Origin of the sequence: Shewanella sp. SM87, assembly GCF_025653705.1 — a bacterium.
In the GTDB taxonomy this organism is placed as follows: domain Bacteria; phylum Pseudomonadota; class Gammaproteobacteria; order Enterobacterales; family Shewanellaceae; genus Shewanella; species Shewanella oncorhynchi.
The window spans coordinates 41,905-58,254 of the sequence record NZ_JAKKSC010000031.1 but is presented as its reverse complement, the minus strand read 5'-3'; the positions used below and the strand labels follow the sequence as shown (position 1 = coordinate 58,254).

The window sequence follows — 16,350 nt, the reverse complement described above, 5'->3', positions numbered from 1 at the left end:
TCAGGGGTCAGTGTGGTGGGCTCAGTCATCAACTGTCCTCGCATTGATGTAGACGGTGTCCCTTGGGACCAATCCAGTTTTCCATGTTTGCGAAGCCAAACTAACACGGTGGAACAACCTTGAATACCGTACTTGTCTTGGGCCTGCTTATAGGTCAGCTCGCCTTTTTCAACTTGGTCGACAACGGCCAATTTAAAAGCGAGGGAATAATCACGTTGAGTTCGTTTAATTGTTGAAGTCATCACACTCTCCAAAATGAGTTTGAAAAGTGTCAACGCTATTTAGGGCGGGTCAATTGCATTTAAAAAGAGCCTAAGGGCTCTTTTTTATTGGGCGGTTGGCAACAACAAGGCAAATAAAGCTTTGATAGGGATCTTAACGTACTGAGTAAGGCCTCTATAGGCTAGTCGTTTGAACTTATTGAATAAAGACGAGGCAAAAAATGGGCAAAAAAAACCGTACTTCTTGTAAAAGAAAGTACGGACTTGAGCCAGAGGACTCATTTTTACCCTGAGTAACGCTAATAATTTAGCAGAGTGTCAAAAAATTGGCAAGTGACATTATTATGGCGATCTTATTTTTTGCTCACAGGGTGACATATTCATAGTTTAACTAAATCAAACGATTAAGTATTTTTGGCGATAAAAGATGAAAAATACCACTCTAACGATGAAACTCAAGTGGCAAAGCTTCTGTCAAACAACTGTAATCAATAACAACAAGAATGCTTGTAGGTGGTCATATGAGAGTTTTTCCTGTCTACGCACCTAAGCTTATCGTTAAGCACGCGCGTATTTTTCTCACTGGTGTTATTTGGGTTAAAGATTTAGGACGATTGGAATTTGAGAAGGGACGGTTTTTACTGCCAAGAAAAAGCCTGCCAAAAGTGAAGCAGGCTATTTTAGAATTGAACGAACTGATCGAAGCGCAGCATCAAACTAATGCAGTTTAGATTTCGCTGTTTAACAAGCCAACAAGGCCAGTCACTTTTTCGTTCCAAGAAGTGAGTTCTTCTTGTAGTTGCTGGTTTTGCGCATTCAATTGTTGATTGTGCTCACTCAGCGTAGACGCTTTTTGCTTCTCTTCTTCAAGCTCCATTTTTAGAAGCTCGATAGTTTCGAGTGCAGCCTGGATTTTGGTTTCCAGTTTGGACAGTAATTCAAGGCTCATCTGGAGAGTCCTATGGTTTCTGGATGGGACTGTGATTCTAGCAGTGCCTAGAACTTAAGGAATAGCGATTCTTGCCGTTTGGTTAAAAAATGCCCTATTACTGGGTTCTAAATTAAGTTTTTTTGCATTTGTTATTAACTCGTTAGTATTCTTGGTTTTATTTTTTATCGGAATGGTCCATGTCGCCTAGTTTGCTCGCCATACTCCCGCTACTGTTGACCTTAACCTTAGCCCTATTTTTACGTCGCACGCTGGTGGCGTTAGGCGTAGGTATTGTCTCTGGTGCCCTATTAATCGCCCAATTTGATCCTCTGCAAACTGGGTTGTATTTGCTTGATATCGGTGCAAAACAATTTTATGCCCAAGGTGCTTGGCAATCGTGGCATCTCAATGTGTTGTTCGCCATGTTACTGCTCGGTAGCATGACGCAATTGTTAGCACGTGGTGGTGCCGTGGGTCAGTTTGGCGATTGGCTATATAGCCGTATTCGTACTGAACGTCAGGCGCGTCTTGGGGTCGTATTTCTTGGTTGGTTAGTGTTTATCGATGGGATTTTCAGTTGTCTTGCTGTCGGCCATGTGTGTCAGCCGCTCAGCCAGCGTTATGGTATTCGCCATGAGCAGCTCGCCTATTTAGTTGATTCCAATGCTTCGCCTTTATGCGCGCTATTGCCTTTCTCCAGTTGGGGCCCCTATGTGATGGCGCTTATCGCGGGGATCAGCTTTTTGCCCGTGTCGCCGTTGGAAGCCTTTATTGAGGTGGCCTTATTTAACTTTTATGCCATAGTGACCTTAGGCTTGTCCGTGCTCGTCGCTTGGTATGGCGTAGGTTTTCACTCTTTTGTTGCTGCTACTGCTGTGGAATCCTCCAATACGGTCGAGGTTAAGGGAAATCCTTGGCTGCTCGCAATCCCTATGCTGACTCTGCTGTCTGCTTCAGTGGGATTAACTTTGTGGTCTGGGGCTCAGCAGGTCTCTTCTTGGGATGTGTCACTCTGGCTTGCTAAGGCTGATATTGGCGCTTCTATGCGCGATGCTTGTTTGTTGGCAACCTTAGTCACTCTTGCCATGTTAGGCTTGTCTGGGCGACGTTTAACGGCATTAGTGGGGGATTTGAGCCACGGAGTTCGCATGATCGCCTTCGCCATTGCGATTTTACTCTGCACTTGGATGATTGGCGCTGTGATCCAAGATCTTGGCGTCGCTAAATTGTTGGCTGCTTGGGCTAAGGCTTATCTTTCTCCGCACCTGCTGGTAGCGGGAATGTTTTTACTCTGCGCGATAATGGCTTTTGCGACGGGTTCAAGCTGGGGAACATTTGCAATTATGATCCCTATTGGCGCAGAGATTGCCCATAACTTGGATCCTCATTTGTTGTTACCTGTACTGAGCGCTGTGATGGCGGGGTCGGTTTTTGGCGACCACTGCTCGCCCATTTCAGATACCAGCGTGCTCAGTGCGACCAGCTCAGGTTGCGCGCCCCATGACCATGTGGTGACTCAGTTGCCCTTTGCTTTGATCGCGGCATGCTCAGCATTAGTCGGATTTCAATTAGTCAATTTAGCCGTGGCGACGCCGTTAGTGTGGCTGGCCGTAGTGAGCTGTAGTCTAGGATTATTTGTCTTGATGGCACGTTTTTATTCACCTTTGCCCAGATTCGTGGCGCAGACATAAAGCCAGTTTATCGCTAAAATGGCCGATTCGGTTCTTGCTGAGCCATTTATTTAAGTGCATCTGATTTAAGAGATTATCAATATGAGTATTACCCGTTTAGATGTAGGTACCCGTATGAGCAGTATAGTGATCCATCAAGGTACTGTGTATCTGTGTGGTCAAGTGGCGAAGGACAAGTATCAAGGCATCACCGAGCAAACTGTCACTATGCTTGAGGAGGTCGATACCTTGTTAGCGCAGGCGGGAAGTTCGCGTGAGCATTTACTGTCAGCGACTATTTATCTGAAAGATATGGGTGATTATGATGCGATGAATGCGGTATGGGATGCTTGGGTGCCTAAAGGTCATGCGCCAGCCCGTGCTTGTGTGCAAGCCGCTATTGCCGAGCCAGAATATTTGGTTGAAGTCTCAGTGATTGCGGCGGTTGCGGTTTAAGCGCTAAGCTATTTTTCGTCCCGTTTAGAAGCCTGTTTCGATCCCTATTTCGAATCCTATCACCGAGTGTCATGACTCGGTGAAGCTTTTCCGCAATACACCTCGCTAACTAAACCTGTATTGTTCAGCACGCCACTCTCTTCTAACAAAACCCTTTAGCTTTAACCTAATAAGTCTTCAATTAAATGTGCAGGGACAAGCGGCGGATGATCCCCATATTGTTCTGAGAGTGCGCTGGCGATAGTCTCAATATCTTGTTGGGCTAGGCCTTGTTCGATAATGGCAAACGCCCAAGGAGCCTCGGTTTTGAGTTTGAGGAAATAAGGCGTTTCGACAAATTGTGCGAGTGAGTAAGCGAAGCCTCCTAAACCATGCCCCCAACCTTCGCTGACCTGAAAGGGTCTATCCAGATGCGCCATATCAAATTCAATGAGATGGGGGTATTGGCCGTTATGCCCACCGATCCAGTGACCGATATCAACCGATAAAATCATAGTTGCCATGTTATATCCTTTGCTTGGCCGCAATGAGTACTCGACCAAATTCAGCATTAGGCTCGAGGGGGTGATGGCGGCGATATGGTCGAGTCTAAGGGATTGTTTAGTTTGTTGCAGTTGGATGATAAGCCACTCTGTTTTGTCGGCTCTTGTCTGCGTGGTGATGGCTTGACCTTGGCACTGGGTGCCATCAATAAGCTCAATGTTGAGTTGATAACTACGCAGACAGGCGAGTTCGAGATAGTCGTAATGGGCGCAAGGGATCATTTTATAATCTGACATAGAATCATCTCATTGGGAGTTCGACCCTATTGTGGCAAAAATACTTGCCATTGGCATTATTGTGGATTGTTTTATCCTGTCTCTGAGGCCGTGTTGGTTATTTTTAACTTAGCCCGCTAGGTCTGCAAATAACCGCAATCGCCATGAATGGCGTGAATGCCATTTATGCAGGAGCAATAAATGGCCTTGCCTAAAGTGTGTTGCTTAATCATTAAAATCAGCCGCTGAATTCTGCATCTTCAGGTTGTTTGGGTATAGATATGCGCGCCCCTCTTGACTTTATTCCTGTCGCTCCCTAGTCTGCTTGTTCAGTAATCAAGGTGGTATGCGATGGAAATAACTTACAATTTAAAACCTGCGTCCGAGCGCCGTACTGAGCAATTCAAGCCCGAGGGGAATGTGGGCTTTGGTAGCCTCAGAACCGATCATATGTTTTTGATGGATTATCATGATGGACAATGGTGCGATCCGCGCATCGTTCCTTATGGACCATTTGAAATGGCTCCGGGTGCAATGGCGTTGCATTATGGCCAGTCGATCTTCGAAGGCGCTAAAGCCTTTATGCATGAAGACGGCGAGATTTATACTTTCCGTATTAATAAGAATGCCGAGCGGATGAATCGCTCCGCCGATATCGTCTGTATTCCTAATATCGATGAACAAATGCAGATGGATGCGATCAATGCGTTGATCGATGTCGATCGCCTCTGGTTCCCGATGCAAGAAGGCGCGTGTCTGTATATTCGTCCCTTTATTTTTGCGACCGAAGACCGCCTCTCTGTGAGCCCAAGTTCGCGTTATACCTTCTGTGTGGTGTTAAGCCCAAGTGGCGCTTATTACGCGGCTGGCGTGAACAAAGGTATACGCTTGCTGATCAGCAAAACTTTCCATCGTGCTGTATCGGGTGGCACTGGCGCCTCAAAAGCCGCGGGTAACTATGCGGCTTCGTTGCGTGCGGGTAAAGCTGCGGCAGCCTTTGGTGCATCGCAAGTGTTATATCTCGATTCGACCAATCAACAGATTGAAGAAGCGGGCGCGATGAACCATTTCCACATTCTGAAAGATGGCACTGTGATTATTCCAACCTTCACAGATACTATTTTGAAGTCGATCACCTCGCAATCCATTATGGAATTGGGTGAGATGCTCGGTTGTGAAGTGCGCCAAGAGACTGTCATGCTTGATAAATTTATCGCTGATATTAAATCTGGTGAAATTATTGAGGCGGGTGGTTTTGGGACGGCGGCCGTGGTTTCTGCTGTGGGCTCCTACATTTTTGAAGATGGCCATGTTGTCACTGTCGGTAATGGTGAAGTGGGCGAGCATGTTCAGCGTATCTATAAACTGTATACCGAAATCCAAAAGGGCCATATTAAAGGTCCTGAAGGCTGGGTTAAGCGTGTTGAACGTTTAGCAAAGTAAGGAATTTGTGATGATGTTTAAAGGCTCCTAGGAGCCTTTTTTATATTTCAAGGCAAATTATGCCTTGGTCACGACCCAGAGTGCGTGTAATAAACCAGGGAACCAGAACAGTAAACATAACACTATGTTTATTAGCAGATCTTTACCCGCTCCCGCCTTCAAAAATACAGCAACTGGGGGCAATAAAATCGCAATAATGACTAAAAGTAGTTTATTTGTATCCATAACAGAACATCCTCAAAACGGAGATTGTAGGCAAATCAACAAGATCTAACTTCGCAGGAAGACTCAGAATTTGCAAACCTTTTAGTTTGCAAAGCGTAAATAATCCCAGTCACAACCTAAATGAAGGCCCTTACCATTCCCTAAAATGAAAAAGGATATTCAACCCATTATCTGTCCAGAGTAGACTAAGATAACCAGTAAACTCCAACCGAAAATCCCTAAAAGCATCTATAGTTAAAGAAAAATATGAAGTAAAAGAATGATATTTGATCCCCAAGCCTTATTACTCATCAAGTTTATTTGCCTGCTTACTAGCACGGCTGCCGTCGCATGGGGACTCATTGCACAACCTTTAAAAATTGCCACTCAAGCCAGTATGCGCTTTTCTCTGGCGAACTTGTTCGTCCTCCTTGGCATAATACTCAACAGCCAACGCACCGAAGCCTCCAGTTACTTTTTTTGGTTCTGCTCGGATATGGCGATTTTATTTGGCTTCATTCTAGCGCGTTGGGGAACGAAGGCGCTTTTTAGACTCAAGCCCAGCGTAAAATCGGATCTTATTCTTTTAGCACTCACCGCTGGTGTGATGCTTTTGGTTCCACCTAATTTCAGCTCCGAACGCATTTTGGCCATCGCATTCTCAGCCTGCGCCGCGCTCATTTTCGCCATGTTAACTCGAGATAACTATCTTGCCATCAAACGCGATACGGGAAATCGAGTTGCCATCGCTATGGCCATGCCCTTAGTCGCCATGGTGGGTATTTTTATCATTCGTATCTTTATCGCCTTACTCTCTCCCGAAGAAAGTCCGATGTTTATCGCCATGCACACGCAAGAAGCCATACCTGTGCTTTGGTTCTATGTATTTCTGGCCCTATTGATCAATATCGTGATGATAGGTAATGCCATGACGCGGCTTGTCAGTAAAATCCGCATGTTAGCGGAGCGGGACCAACTCACAGGCCTGTGGAATCGCCGTGCTATGCATAAGTTTTTAAACAATATCCATCAACGCTGGCTGCGGGATAAAGTACCTTACAGTATGATTTTATTGGATCTTGATCATTTTAAAGATATCAACGATCAATACGGGCACGATGCGGGCGATCTCGCCCTGCTGACGGCGGCGAGACTGTTTGGGTCGGTATTGCGAGAAAATGACGCCCTATGTCGTCACGGTGGAGAGGAGTTTCTGGTGATTTTACCCGCGACTGATGCACCCGCGGCCAGAGTCGTCGCCGAGAAATTGCATCAAGTACTTAAGGACAATTCATTTATCTGGCAAGGTGTTACGATAAAAATTCATGCCAGTTTAGGTTACGCCACGATTTATCAAGGATGCCAACCTGACAAACTACTCATTCAAGCAGACCAAGCTATGTACCGCGCAAAATCTGAGGGTCGAGACCGTATTTGCCAAGCTTGCTAGGCTTTTGCAACATAACGCTGCAAAGATTAATCTCCTTTCGCAGGCCAAGCCAAAGTATCGGGCTCACGCCATGAAACTAGCGCCTCAGTGACACCTTCAGCGTCAAAATGCTCACCTTGAGTCGGCAAATCCCGATAAGCGTAATCACGCCAACCTGTCACGTCATCACCATAGCGAAAATGCAGACAATAGGCATGCAGATAACACCGATCCGCTGCCCCACCGCCGTATAAATCATCCCCTAAAATGGGTACACCTAAACTCGCCAAGGCAACTCTTAATTGATGGGTTTTACCTGAGTGGGGTTTAAGCAAATATAAACGCAACCCCTCACCAACACTCAAGGAGAAAAACTGCGTAATCGCTGGATTCTCTTTAGTCCGCAGTAACTTAAACATGCTACGACGCGACTTTGCCATGTCACCAATCACCCAGCCTTGCTTCTTCTTCGGCTTGCCTTTCGCGAGGGCGAGGTAATATTTCTGCACTTTATGAGCGGTAAACAGCTCAGTAAATTGCTTGGCGGCGACCGCGCTCTTAGCCAGAATCAACAGACCGGACGTGGGTGTATCGAGTCGATGAACAGCAAAAAGCTTAATCCCTAAATCTTGCTCAGCCTGCGCCACCACGCCTGCAGTCCCATCCTGACTGTGGAAATGCACTTTGGCTGATTTGGAAATAACAATAAAATCAGCCTCATCGGCTATGATTCGATACATGGAGTACTCGGCGTTGTAATGCGGATCATCGACTTAAAACTGAATAGTGACGACTAAGCCAGGATGATTATCCGTGAGATTAATTTTGGCATTGTGCCGTGAGAGAATCGCTTTGACCATAGATAATCCTAAACCAGTGCCCTGTAAATGCCGGCTAGGGTCGAGGCGCACTAAACGTTCGAACACTCTTTCTTTACTCTCGTCTGGAATACCAGGGCCATTATCGCGGATCTGAATTTGTGGGCCTGACTGAATAATCTCAATCCGCGCACCTTGGCCAGAATACTTCATCGCATTATCGACAAGATTATATAAGGCTTGGAATAATAAGTATTTGTCCCCAAAAACCTTATGATCTGTCAGTAGCGATAAACTCAAGGTTTGCTCGTTAGATTCAGCCACAGCATCGGCCATATCCAATAAGTCAGTACACAGTTGCGCTAGGCTTAGCTCCTGCAAATCGAGTGTCTGCTGACCTTCTTCGATACGCGTGAGCGATAACATGGCATCAAATGTCGCTAAACAATGATCGAGCTCCTCGGTCAAAATGGCGCAACCTTCGCTAATCTCATTGCTCGACTTACTCGCTAACTCTTCAATACCAATACGGATATGTGACAGTGGAGTACGTAAATCATGGGCGATATTATCGGTCGCACCACGCACTGCCATCAGGTTATTTTCGAGAATATCCAGCACATTATTAAACTGCAGCGCCAACATATCGAACTCATCCTGACGCCAACTCAAGGGTAAGCGGGTGTCATAGTGACCGCGTTCAATCTGTTCACTCAAGCGGTTGTATTGCACTAATCGACGTAAAATCGCCTTAGAAAACAGATAGCCGAGCGCTAAAGTCAACACTACGGTAAGCATGACAGCCGTCGCGGCGGCACTGATAAACTTATCAATTAACGTCGCTAAGTTATCGGTACGGGTCGCAATCAACACTGGGCCGTAGCGGGTCATCACTAGGCCGCCAGTAAGAATATGCAGCTTATCCGGGCCACCGGTTAAGATAGGAAAATCCCGCGTTTGCGGCAGCATGGGCATGCCTTCGGGCATAAAGCTCAAGGCACCGACCATATCGTAGCTATTACGCCAAGCGATCAGGGCCGTTTGTGGATCGGCGGCGCGGATTTGAGCGGCAAAACTACGGCGATCAACCGTTAGGGCAAGTTGCTGATAACGTTGGGTCTCTGACTCTAAATATTGAGTCACTTGATACTGCTGCTCGATGATCAACTGCCGATAGAGGGCAAATAGCAACGCCCCGATGATCACTATCACTAAGGTCGAAAAAACGATTGTGATGCGCCAGGCGCTGCTTTGGTAAGGCTTAATGCCTTTGTCGTAAGCGATAACCCGCTCCCCTCACGGTTTCGATAAGCTCGCCATGGCCTAACTCTTCAAATTTACGGCGTAATTTTGCGATATGCACATCGATGACGTTCGTGCGCGGATCGAAGTGATAATCCCACACTGCTTCGAACAATAAGGTGCGGCTAATAACTTGATTAGCATGTTCCATCAGATACTTAAGTAACTGGAACTCTTTTGGCTGTAGCATCAACTCCTGCCCGTCTAAAGTGACATTACGGGTCAGTAACTCCATCTTCAAACCACCAACAACGAGATCAGTTGTCACAGGCACAGATTGCCCACGGTGCATCAGTTTTTCAGCGCGAACTAATAACTCGGAGAAAGCAAACGGCTTAGTCATATAGTCGTCGCCACCTGCCCGCAAGCCTTTTACTCGCTCATCGACGTGCGCTAAAGCGGATAAAATCAGCACTGGTGTTTGATTACCCGTAGCCCTTAAGGCGGCCAGCAATTTTAAGCCATCGAGTTGAGGTAACATGCGGTCGAGGATCACGAGATCGTACTGACTACTCGTCGCAAGTGACAGGCCTTGATGGCCATCGCTCGCCGTTTCGATATTGTGGCCCTGCTCAAGAAATCCTTTGACGATGTAATCAATCGTCGTCGCATCATCTTCAACTAAAAGTATTTTCATCTGTATGTTGCGCTCCTCAATCTTAAGCACTCGTGTGAGCACTCGATTGACTTAGATATTTCAATCCCACTTGAGTAAAGGTAACGGTCGTAAATTTTCGACATCAAAGGCCAACTTAAACTTACCCGTATCGTCTAACAGCTTAAGTTCTAAGTAACTGATACCTAAGTCGTGGTCTAACTTTGCTTCGGTTAAGAAGGCTTTATGATCTTTAGTGGCCTTAATGATTAGACCTGAAAAGGTTTGATCTTTTGCCGCGATCATACGCGTTGCCTCAACCTCACCCAGATCATCGGCGCTTACTTTACTCGCCTTTTGTTTCAGTAACTTACCATCACGGGCACGATATTCAAACCGCGTTATAGAGTTTGCTAAAGGATTAATCAACTCAAATTGATAGACTAATTCACCCTCTTGCTCTTCCATATGAAATTCGGCAATCACACCGGAGAACCCTTTTTCAATCTGCTGCATAACGCTCAACGGCGGTACATAGTCTCCACCCGCAAACATCGAATACATGCTCTGAGCCGCCGTTGCGACACCAGATACCAACATGAATCCTAGCAACCATAGTCTCATGGCCCCTCCATATAAATCAGCTAAGTTTGTATCTTATGAGACAATCAGTTAGAAGTCGATGGACCTATTGCGCCTGTATGCAATTCCAAGCTAATCCCTCACAATTTACCACTGGATATAGCATCACACTGTGTCAGCGTTAACTCTGGTTCGGCCATCAATTGATCTGAAATCCAACGTCAACAGAACCTAAATCGCTGATAAGCCAAACACTCAATCATTTTGTGGCTAATGTGCTAAGTCTACCTAATACCAACTTAAACGCCGATGGAAACAAGATTAAGCTTTGATCATCTGGGGATTTTTAAACATGACATTTTCAGTGATAACCCTCAATTTCGCCATTTAGAATCAAGAGGATTGAATTTTAGCGGGTATTTTAGTCTATCTGTGTCATTAAAAAGTGGGATTGGCAAATAAATCGCCCTCGACTAAAGTCAGATAACTTAGCATCAGGTAACGGTATTTTTAAATCGGAGCGAAAATGAAACCAGTCATGCGATGGATAAGCTTAAGCTTGTTATTAATAGCAGCATTAAGCGCTTATGCCTATGGCAGCGCCACCAGTGCATTGGTGTTCATCATCTTAGGCATGCTATTGGAAGGGACATTTTGGATTGGATTACTCGGTATAAAACGTTATTAAATTACGATATCACGCTATTCCAAAATATGAATTTGTTCGGATTTGAGTGCCACCGTAGTTTGCATCCCCTTAGTAAGAGCAAGCTTTTGGGCAAAATGCAGCGAGACTTCAGTGTTAAGTTGTAACGGAGTGCCAGTGACGTAGCAGATAAGCCGAACAGATTCGCCCATCACCAGCATAGCGTCGATCGTGACATCTAATTTATTAAAACTGCGGCATAAACGCCCTTTGGATATCGAATTAAAACGAATACCTTGATTGGGGATAACCCAACGGACTCGACTTCCCACAGGGCGATCTTTGCCATAGTCGCAGGCAATTAGCTGCTCACCAAATTTAAGCCAAGTGAGATTTTTAGTGCTGTCTTGAAATACCACTTCACCATCAAAAATATTTCTTAGCCCCATCTGCCTAGCCACAGCTTCATTTCGTGGCCGCGATAACACCTCGAAAGGTGCACCTTGCTGTAGCATCTTGCCTTGGCTGATCAAAATCATCGAATCAGCCAGCAGTAAGGCTTCATTTAAGTCGTGGGTGACCATTATCACTGGGCAAAGTAACTGCTCTTTGAGGCGCGCAAGTTCAAGGTATAAACGCTCGCGAGTTTCCCTGTCCACCGCAGAAAAAGGCTCATCCAGCAACAAAACCGACGGTTCGCGGGCAAGCGCTCTGGCAAGCGCAACGCGCTGGCGCTGGCCGCCCGATAAATGCGCCGGTAATCTATCGGGTAATCCCTGTAGATTGACCCGTTCGAGCCAATCTTTCGCGCGCGGTATGCGCTCAGCCTTGGGAATATGATCAAGCCCAGCAACCACATTCTCTAGGGCGGTAAGGTTAGGAAATAGTCCAAAATGCTGTGGCATATAACCGATATGGCGTTGCTGCGGGCTTAAGGCGATGCGCGCTTTATCATCAAACCAAGGTCGATCGCCAAAGTGGATTTGTCCCGTATCGGGATGATTCAACCCAGCGATCATCCGTAGCAGCGTGGTTTTTCCACCGCCAGACGGCCCTACCACAGCAAGTACTTCACCCGCTTTACAGCGAAAATCGGCGTTGAGTTTAATGTGTTTATGATTTTGGATCTGACACTGCAGATCAGCGATGATTTGCGCCACGCTGACCTCCTAAACGCCGCGATAGACTGGTTGTTAGTGCTAACGCCGTCACGGCAAACAGCAATAAGACTAATGACATAGTGCCAGCAGCATTAAAATCGAATGATTGCACACTGTCATAAATTGCAATCGAAATCGTCTTAGTCTCGCCAGCAATATTGCCGCCCATCATCAGCACAACGCCAAACTCCCCAAGCACATGGGAGAAGCACAGAACTAATGCCGTTAGCACACCCGGCCACACCATAGGCAATTCAATTTTAAGTAGAATTTTAAGTCGACTCATGCCGCAACAAGCGGCTGCGTCGCGAACATCATTAGGTACAGTTTCAAAGGCGCGTTGTATCGGCTGCACTGCGAAAGGAATATTAACTAAAACGGAGGCGATAACCAGACCAGAAAAGTGAAACACGAGTTGCTGACCCATGACTTGCTCAATCCATTGTCCGAGCCAACTTTGACTGCCAAGCCCCACCAGCAAGTAATAACCAATCACAGTTGGCGGCAATACTAAGGGCACCATGATCAGCGCCTCGACCCAAGATTTGCCGACAAATTGACGATAGGCTAATGCCCGTCCAGCCAAAATAGCTAAAGGAATCAACACTAAAACTGTGATGCCACTCAGCTTGACCGATAACCAAAGTGCCTGCCAATCCATCATGGTTGCTCTGGCAATGAAAAACCATAATCGGCCAAAACACGACGAGCACTATCGGCTCTTAAATAATCGTAAAAATGCTGAGCTGTTTCACCCGCCTTGGCCATTAATGCCATACGCTGAAACAGTGGACTATGCATTTTTGCTGGCACTATGGCGTAATCACAATGTTTGGCAAAAGTAGGAGACATAGCTAAAGAGAGCGCAATAATCCCGCCCTGGGTTGAACCACTAATCGCAAACTGCCCTGCTTGGGACACATTTTCCCCGAGGATCAATTTAGGTTGAATCGCATCCCACAACTGCACAAACTGCAATGCTTCTTTGGCCTTTTCGCCATAGGGAGCGTGATCAGGATTAGCAATAGCAAAACGGGTAATTTTTCCTGCAGCGAGTGCGTCGGCTAACCCCTTAAGTTCAGGATCAACGGACAAACGACCTGTTTTAGGTACAACAATAGCGAGTTGCCCTTGGGCATAAAGAACGCCGGCATCGCGGGCAACGCCAGCACTATGCAATTGCTGAATATATTTTTCATCCGCAGATAAAAATAATTCATAGGGCGCACCGTTTTGGATTTGAGTAGCAAAATTGCCCGATGACCCATAGGATATTTTTACTTTTAGCCCAGTTTCATTGGTAAATTTTTGGCTAATATCATCGAGGGCAAAACGTAAATCTGAGGCAGCGGCAATTGCGGGAATCGCTGTATTATCCGCCGCTCGACTGCTAGATGGCGCGACCGCCAAGCACCAGAGTAATGCAAAAACACAGGTATGGAAGAAACGGGTCAAACTCTGCATTGGGTCACCTTAGTGCAATATTCGCGCGGGACTTAAACTGGCAAGCTGCGTTGCGACTACGAGTATCTTTGCCACGCGACTAGTCTTTGTGTTGCCATAGCTTAGCCGCTTGTTCATCGGCATCTTTCGCTTCAACCCAACTTTTACCTTGCTCGCCCGCTTCTAATTTCCAGAATGGCGCTTTGGTTTTTAAAAAGTCGATTAAGAATTCACAAGCAGCAAAAGCGGCCTTGCGATGGGCGCTGGTTACGCCGATAAACACAATCTGCTCACCCAGAGCCATAGTACCGACACGGTGAATAACCGTCACTTTATTGAGCGGCCAACGGCTACGCGCCTCGGCAACGATTTGTTCTAGTACGGCTTCGGTCATGCCAGGATAGTGCTCTAAGGTTAGGTCTGTCACCGCGGCACCATCGTTAAAATCACGCACTTTGCCGACAAAAGTGACTACGGCACCATCGCTATCATCTTGAGCTAGCAGGCGATATTCGTCAGAAACACTAAAATCGACCTCTTGCACTCGAACTGCGGGTAATAAACGCATATTAACCTCCTGTAACCGGTGGGAAAAAGGCGACTTCATCACCATCGTTTACAGGTGTATCCCATTGGCTAATGGTCTGATTTACCGCCACCAGCAATTTGTCAGAGGTTAATACTTTAGCCCATTTGTCGTCGGTTGCCGCCAGCGTTACCCGTAATGCTTCGGCAGTTTGTGTCTGCTCGCTCGCCTCTAGGCTTAATTTAGCTGTGCCCAACAATTCTCGAACTTGAGCAAAAAACAACACGTTAATCATAGTCTTCTCTCGTTTTTGATACGCTAAACCTTAAAATGTCCCGACTTGCCGCCACGCTTTTCCAACAGACGGACTTGGGAGATAACCATATCTTTTTGCACAGCCTTGCACATGTCATAGATAGTTAACGCCGCCACTGAAGCTGCAGTTAACGCTTCCATTTCTACGCCCGTTTTGCCGGATAACTTGCACAGGCTAGTAATACGCACGCGGTTATGTTCAGGTTGTGCCTCTAAATCGACTTCAACTTTCGTTAGCATCAGCGGATGGCAGAGAGGGATAAGATCTGAGGTTTTTTTCGCAGCTTGAATGCCCGCAATACGCGCGGTCGCAAACACATCACCCTTGTGGTGGCTACCACTCATGATCATCTCGAGTGTCGTGCTCGCCATCTCGATAAAAGCTTCTGCACGGGCTTCGCGCTCGGTAACGGCTTTTTCAGTTACATCGACCATATGGGCATTGCCATCGGCATTAATATGGGTAAATACATTGCTCATTGGAGCGATCCTTTAATTGAGGTCAAAACAGGGTACAAGGGAAATTGAACTTATACTCGCGCTAAATTGGCTATGGCAACAGACCTAAAACTAGGTCTAGCCGCCAATAGAGGCAAGATGCTGAGTGACACCTGTGATGCCTTGATGCAAGTAATGGGTTTCTTTCTTCTGGGCTAATTGACCGTGCAGACGCTCCATTAATTCCGCTTGCTGGTTAGAATGCTGTAGCAGATCACGTAAATCGACACCGGATTCCGTAAAGAGGCACAAGTGCAATTTACCCTTAGCAGATACCCGTAAACGGTTACAGGTAGCACAAAAATTATTGGCATAGGGCATGATCAAGCCGATACGGCCCTGATAATCGCTGCGGCTGAAATTTTGGGCTGGACCATCGGAGGCACTTGGCGTATCTAATTGCCAGCCATCTGCCAGTAACTGTGCTTTGATGTCGGCGCCCGCTAGGTGATGGGCTTCAAAATACTCACGACCAAGACCCGTTTCCATCAGCTCGATAAAACGCAGGTCGATTGGCGTGTGTTTAATCCAGTGTAAAAAACGTGGCAAATCTTTATCGTTTAAACCTTTAAGCAGTACGGCGTTGATTTTTACTCGCTCGAAACCTGCTGACAAGGCGGCATCAATCCCCCGCATCACTTCGTCAAACTTATTTTCGCCGGTGATCTGGTAAAACATTTTGGGATCTAAACTATCCACGGACACATTGATACGACGCAAGCCAGCATCGAACCATTCTTTGGCATGCTTTTCGAGTCGATATCCATTAGTGGTCGTCGCAATAGTATGAATGCGCGGGTTATCAGCGACGACACGAATGATGTCGGTAAAGTCTTTACGCAGGGTAGGTTCACCGCCTGTAATGCGGATTTTTTGGGTGCCGACTTGGCTAAATGCGGAGACTAAGTTTTCTATCTCATTGAGAGATAAGAATTTTGGTTTACCTTCAGGATGATAACCATCAGGGAGGCAGTAACTGCATTTGAAGTTACAAACGTCAGTGACTGACATCCGTAAATAGTGAAATTTTCGACCAAAGCTGTCTTGTAATTGAGACATGATCACCTTTCCAAGTGTGGGAGGTGAGAGCATTTCTTATCCCACCCCGGTGGCATTATTACCACGGCTACACCTCCATATCTTTCGACTTAGGCAGGCAAGCTCGGAGAACCGTCGTCGGTGATTATAGGCCGAAAGTACTCACTAGCTATACCCCTAAACAGGTATTTATTAACCTAGATCACGCTAGCGTGAATAATCTGTGACAGTCCTCACCTAAAGATTTGTATTGAATTAGACTAAACAGCAGCTTAATCCACTGTGACCTTATCTTATTTTCAGGTAAGGTGGTGC

General features: G+C 46.3%; 20 protein-coding genes, 2 pseudogenes and 1 riboswitch. Of the genes and pseudogenes, 6 read left to right on the top strand and 16 right to left on the bottom strand.

Annotated features, from left to right (window positions below; genetic code table 11):
* A pseudogene (locus tag L5M11_RS19665) lies at window positions 1-242 on the bottom strand (IS3 family transposase); the annotation flags it as partial.
* A 500-nt stretch (window positions 243-742) separates the two neighbouring features.
* Here L5M11_RS19665 and L5M11_RS19660 point away from each other — a divergent pair.
* Entirely contained in the window at window positions 743-952 is a 210-nt protein-coding gene (locus L5M11_RS19660; protein ID WP_263186304.1) for a DUF1107 domain-containing protein, read from the top strand.
* Here the strand turns inward: L5M11_RS19660 and L5M11_RS19655 are convergent.
* On the bottom strand, window positions 949-1,170 hold the full coding sequence (locus tag L5M11_RS19655) for a cell division protein ZapB (RefSeq protein WP_006083484.1): 222 nt from the start codon (window positions 1,168-1,170) through the stop codon (window positions 949-951). The two genes, L5M11_RS19660 and L5M11_RS19655, sit on opposite strands and share 4 nt — an antisense overlap.
* 179 nt (window positions 1,171-1,349) lie before the next feature.
* On the opposite strand from L5M11_RS19655, the gene L5M11_RS19650 reads away from it, so the two are divergent.
* Both L5M11_RS19650 and L5M11_RS19645 read left to right on the top strand, forming a co-directional pair.
* Complete coding sequence (locus L5M11_RS19650) at window positions 1,350-2,843, top strand: Na+/H+ antiporter NhaC family protein (protein WP_263186303.1); 1,494 nt, start codon at window positions 1,350-1,352, stop codon at window positions 2,841-2,843.
* An 81-nt stretch (window positions 2,844-2,924) separates the two neighbouring features.
* The gene (locus L5M11_RS19645) at window positions 2,925-3,278 is read left to right on the top strand and encodes a RidA family protein (protein WP_173248029.1); all 354 of its coding nucleotides are present in this window, start codon (window positions 2,925-2,927) and stop codon (window positions 3,276-3,278) included.
* Window positions 3,279-3,439: 161 nt separating this feature from the next.
* Here the strand turns inward: L5M11_RS19645 and L5M11_RS19640 are convergent, their stop codons facing one another.
* Window positions 3,440-3,781 (bottom strand): hypothetical protein, encoded by a 342-nt coding sequence (locus L5M11_RS19640; protein ID WP_263186302.1) that lies wholly within the window; start codon window positions 3,779-3,781, stop codon window positions 3,440-3,442.
* 1 nt (window position 3,782) lies between these two features.
* Window positions 3,783-4,057, bottom strand: a pseudogene (locus L5M11_RS19635) (Rho-binding antiterminator).
* Between the two features lie 330 nt (window positions 4,058-4,387).
* On the opposite strand from L5M11_RS19635, the gene L5M11_RS19630 reads away from it, so the two are divergent.
* Window positions 4,388-5,479: a branched-chain amino acid aminotransferase gene (locus L5M11_RS19630; RefSeq protein ID WP_263182409.1), complete on the top strand. Its 1,092-nt coding sequence runs from the start codon at window positions 4,388-4,390 to the stop codon at window positions 5,477-5,479.
* A 57-nt stretch (window positions 5,480-5,536) separates the two neighbouring features.
* Here the strand turns inward: L5M11_RS19630 and L5M11_RS19625 are convergent, their stop codons facing one another.
* The gene (locus L5M11_RS19625) at window positions 5,537-5,704 is read right to left on the bottom strand and encodes a YqaE/Pmp3 family membrane protein (RefSeq protein ID WP_006079767.1); all 168 of its coding nucleotides are present in this window, start codon (window positions 5,702-5,704) and stop codon (window positions 5,537-5,539) included.
* Between the two features lie 259 nt (window positions 5,705-5,963).
* Here L5M11_RS19625 and L5M11_RS19620 point away from each other — a divergent pair, with 259 nt between their 5' ends.
* Complete coding sequence (locus L5M11_RS19620) at window positions 5,964-7,133, top strand: GGDEF domain-containing protein (protein ID WP_263140820.1); 1,170 nt, start codon at window positions 5,964-5,966, stop codon at window positions 7,131-7,133.
* A gap of 26 nt (window positions 7,134-7,159) precedes the next feature.
* Here L5M11_RS19620 and L5M11_RS19615 read toward each other — a convergent pair whose 3' ends face one another.
* From L5M11_RS19615 to L5M11_RS19600, 4 genes are read right to left on the bottom strand one after another with little or no spacing between them, the layout of a single operon-like run.
* Window positions 7,160-7,852 (bottom strand): TIGR01621 family pseudouridine synthase, encoded by a 693-nt coding sequence (locus tag L5M11_RS19615; protein ID WP_263164952.1) that lies wholly within the window; start codon window positions 7,850-7,852, stop codon window positions 7,160-7,162.
* Between the two features lie 33 nt (window positions 7,853-7,885).
* A complete protein-coding gene (locus L5M11_RS19610; RefSeq protein WP_263164950.1) occupies window positions 7,886-9,142 on the bottom strand; it encodes a sensor histidine kinase in 1,257 nt (418 codons plus the stop codon).
* Between the two features lie 49 nt (window positions 9,143-9,191).
* Window positions 9,192-9,869 carry a response regulator transcription factor gene (locus L5M11_RS19605; RefSeq protein WP_006079763.1) on the bottom strand — a complete coding sequence of 226 codons (678 nt, stop codon included), beginning with the start codon at window positions 9,867-9,869 and terminating at the stop codon, window positions 9,192-9,194.
* 60 nt (window positions 9,870-9,929) lie between these two features.
* A complete protein-coding gene (locus tag L5M11_RS19600) occupies window positions 9,930-10,451 on the bottom strand; it encodes a hypothetical protein (protein WP_131524044.1) in 522 nt (173 codons plus the stop codon).
* 484 nt (window positions 10,452-10,935) lie between these two features.
* Here L5M11_RS19600 and L5M11_RS19595 point away from each other — a divergent pair, with 484 nt between their 5' ends.
* Entirely contained in the window at window positions 10,936-11,097 is a 162-nt protein-coding gene (locus L5M11_RS19595) for a hypothetical protein (RefSeq protein WP_263147846.1), read from the top strand.
* 14 nt (window positions 11,098-11,111) lie between these two features.
* Here L5M11_RS19595 and L5M11_RS19590 read toward each other — a convergent pair whose 3' ends face one another.
* The 7 genes from L5M11_RS19590 to moaA form a co-directional block, all read right to left on the bottom strand.
* The gene (locus L5M11_RS19590) at window positions 11,112-12,215 is read right to left on the bottom strand and encodes an ABC transporter ATP-binding protein (RefSeq protein WP_173497784.1); all 1,104 of its coding nucleotides are present in this window, start codon (window positions 12,213-12,215) and stop codon (window positions 11,112-11,114) included.
* A complete protein-coding gene (modB, locus tag L5M11_RS19585) occupies window positions 12,196-12,876 on the bottom strand; it encodes a molybdate ABC transporter permease subunit (RefSeq protein WP_105251087.1) in 681 nt (226 codons plus the stop codon). Before modB ends, L5M11_RS19590 begins: the two co-directional genes overlap by 20 nt.
* On the bottom strand, window positions 12,876-13,679 hold the full coding sequence (gene modA / locus L5M11_RS19580) for a molybdate ABC transporter substrate-binding protein (protein ID WP_263147851.1): 804 nt from the start codon (window positions 13,677-13,679) through the stop codon (window positions 12,876-12,878). The genes modB and modA overlap by 1 nt, the downstream gene beginning before the upstream one ends.
* 79 nt (window positions 13,680-13,758) lie before the next feature.
* The gene (gene moaE, locus L5M11_RS19575; protein ID WP_263147854.1) at window positions 13,759-14,226 is read right to left on the bottom strand and encodes a molybdopterin synthase catalytic subunit MoaE; all 468 of its coding nucleotides are present in this window, start codon (window positions 14,224-14,226) and stop codon (window positions 13,759-13,761) included.
* A gap of 1 nt (window position 14,227) precedes the next feature.
* Window positions 14,228-14,479: a molybdopterin synthase sulfur carrier subunit gene (gene moaD / locus L5M11_RS19570; protein ID WP_263193035.1), complete on the bottom strand. Its 252-nt coding sequence runs from the start codon at window positions 14,477-14,479 to the stop codon at window positions 14,228-14,230.
* A gap of 23 nt (window positions 14,480-14,502) precedes the next feature.
* On the bottom strand, window positions 14,503-14,979 hold the full coding sequence (gene moaC, locus L5M11_RS19565; protein ID WP_006079755.1) for a cyclic pyranopterin monophosphate synthase MoaC: 477 nt from the start codon (window positions 14,977-14,979) through the stop codon (window positions 14,503-14,505).
* A gap of 96 nt (window positions 14,980-15,075) precedes the next feature.
* A complete protein-coding gene (gene moaA / locus L5M11_RS19560; protein ID WP_263147857.1) occupies window positions 15,076-16,056 on the bottom strand; it encodes a GTP 3',8-cyclase MoaA in 981 nt (326 codons plus the stop codon).
* Window positions 16,044-16,177, bottom strand: a riboswitch (molybdenum cofactor riboswitch). (Overlaps the previous gene by 13 nt.)
* Between the last annotated feature and the right edge of the window lie 173 nt (window positions 16,178-16,350).

What these genes read in the sequence shown, in the direction of transcription:
- L5M11_RS19655 (WP_006083484.1), bottom strand. Translation starts at nt 1,170, where the DNA reads ATGAGCCTTGAATTACTGTCCAAACTGGAAACCAAAATCCAGGCTGCA.
- L5M11_RS19645 (WP_173248029.1), top strand. Translation starts at nt 2,925, where the DNA reads ATGAGTATTACCCGTTTAGATGTAGGTACCCGTATGAGCAGTATAGTG.
- L5M11_RS19600 (WP_131524044.1), bottom strand. Translation starts at nt 10,451, where the DNA reads ATGAGACTATGGTTGCTAGGATTCATGTTGGTATCTGGTGTCGCAACG.
- L5M11_RS19650 (WP_263186303.1), top strand. Translation starts at nt 1,350, where the DNA reads ATGTCGCCTAGTTTGCTCGCCATACTCCCGCTACTGTTGACCTTAACC.
- moaA (WP_263147857.1), bottom strand. Translation starts at nt 16,056, where the DNA reads ATGTCTCAATTACAAGACAGCTTTGGTCGAAAATTTCACTATTTACGG.
- L5M11_RS19660 (WP_263186304.1), top strand. Translation starts at nt 743, where the DNA reads ATGAGAGTTTTTCCTGTCTACGCACCTAAGCTTATCGTTAAGCACGCG.
- L5M11_RS19630 (WP_263182409.1), top strand. Translation starts at nt 4,388, where the DNA reads ATGGAAATAACTTACAATTTAAAACCTGCGTCCGAGCGCCGTACTGAG.
- L5M11_RS19615 (WP_263164952.1), bottom strand. Translation starts at nt 7,852, where the DNA reads ATGTATCGAATCATAGCCGATGAGGCTGATTTTATTGTTATTTCCAAA.
- L5M11_RS19595 (WP_263147846.1), top strand. Translation starts at nt 10,936, where the DNA reads ATGAAACCAGTCATGCGATGGATAAGCTTAAGCTTGTTATTAATAGCA.
- L5M11_RS19640 (WP_263186302.1), bottom strand. Translation starts at nt 3,781, where the DNA reads ATGGCAACTATGATTTTATCGGTTGATATCGGTCACTGGATCGGTGGG.
- L5M11_RS19605 (WP_006079763.1), bottom strand. Translation starts at nt 9,869, where the DNA reads ATGAAAATACTTTTAGTTGAAGATGATGCGACGACGATTGATTACATC.
- moaE (WP_263147854.1), bottom strand. Translation starts at nt 14,226, where the DNA reads ATGCGTTTATTACCCGCAGTTCGAGTGCAAGAGGTCGATTTTAGTGTT.
- modB (WP_105251087.1), bottom strand. Translation starts at nt 12,876, where the DNA reads ATGGATTGGCAGGCACTTTGGTTATCGGTCAAGCTGAGTGGCATCACA.
- L5M11_RS19625 (WP_006079767.1), bottom strand. Translation starts at nt 5,704, where the DNA reads ATGGATACAAATAAACTACTTTTAGTCATTATTGCGATTTTATTGCCC.
- moaC (WP_006079755.1), bottom strand. Translation starts at nt 14,979, where the DNA reads ATGAGCAATGTATTTACCCATATTAATGCCGATGGCAATGCCCATATG.
- L5M11_RS19620 (WP_263140820.1), top strand. Translation starts at nt 5,964, where the DNA reads ATGATATTTGATCCCCAAGCCTTATTACTCATCAAGTTTATTTGCCTG.
- moaD (WP_263193035.1), bottom strand. Translation starts at nt 14,479, where the DNA reads ATGATTAACGTGTTGTTTTTTGCTCAAGTTCGAGAATTGTTGGGCACA.
- modA (WP_263147851.1), bottom strand. Translation starts at nt 13,679, where the DNA reads ATGCAGAGTTTGACCCGTTTCTTCCATACCTGTGTTTTTGCATTACTC.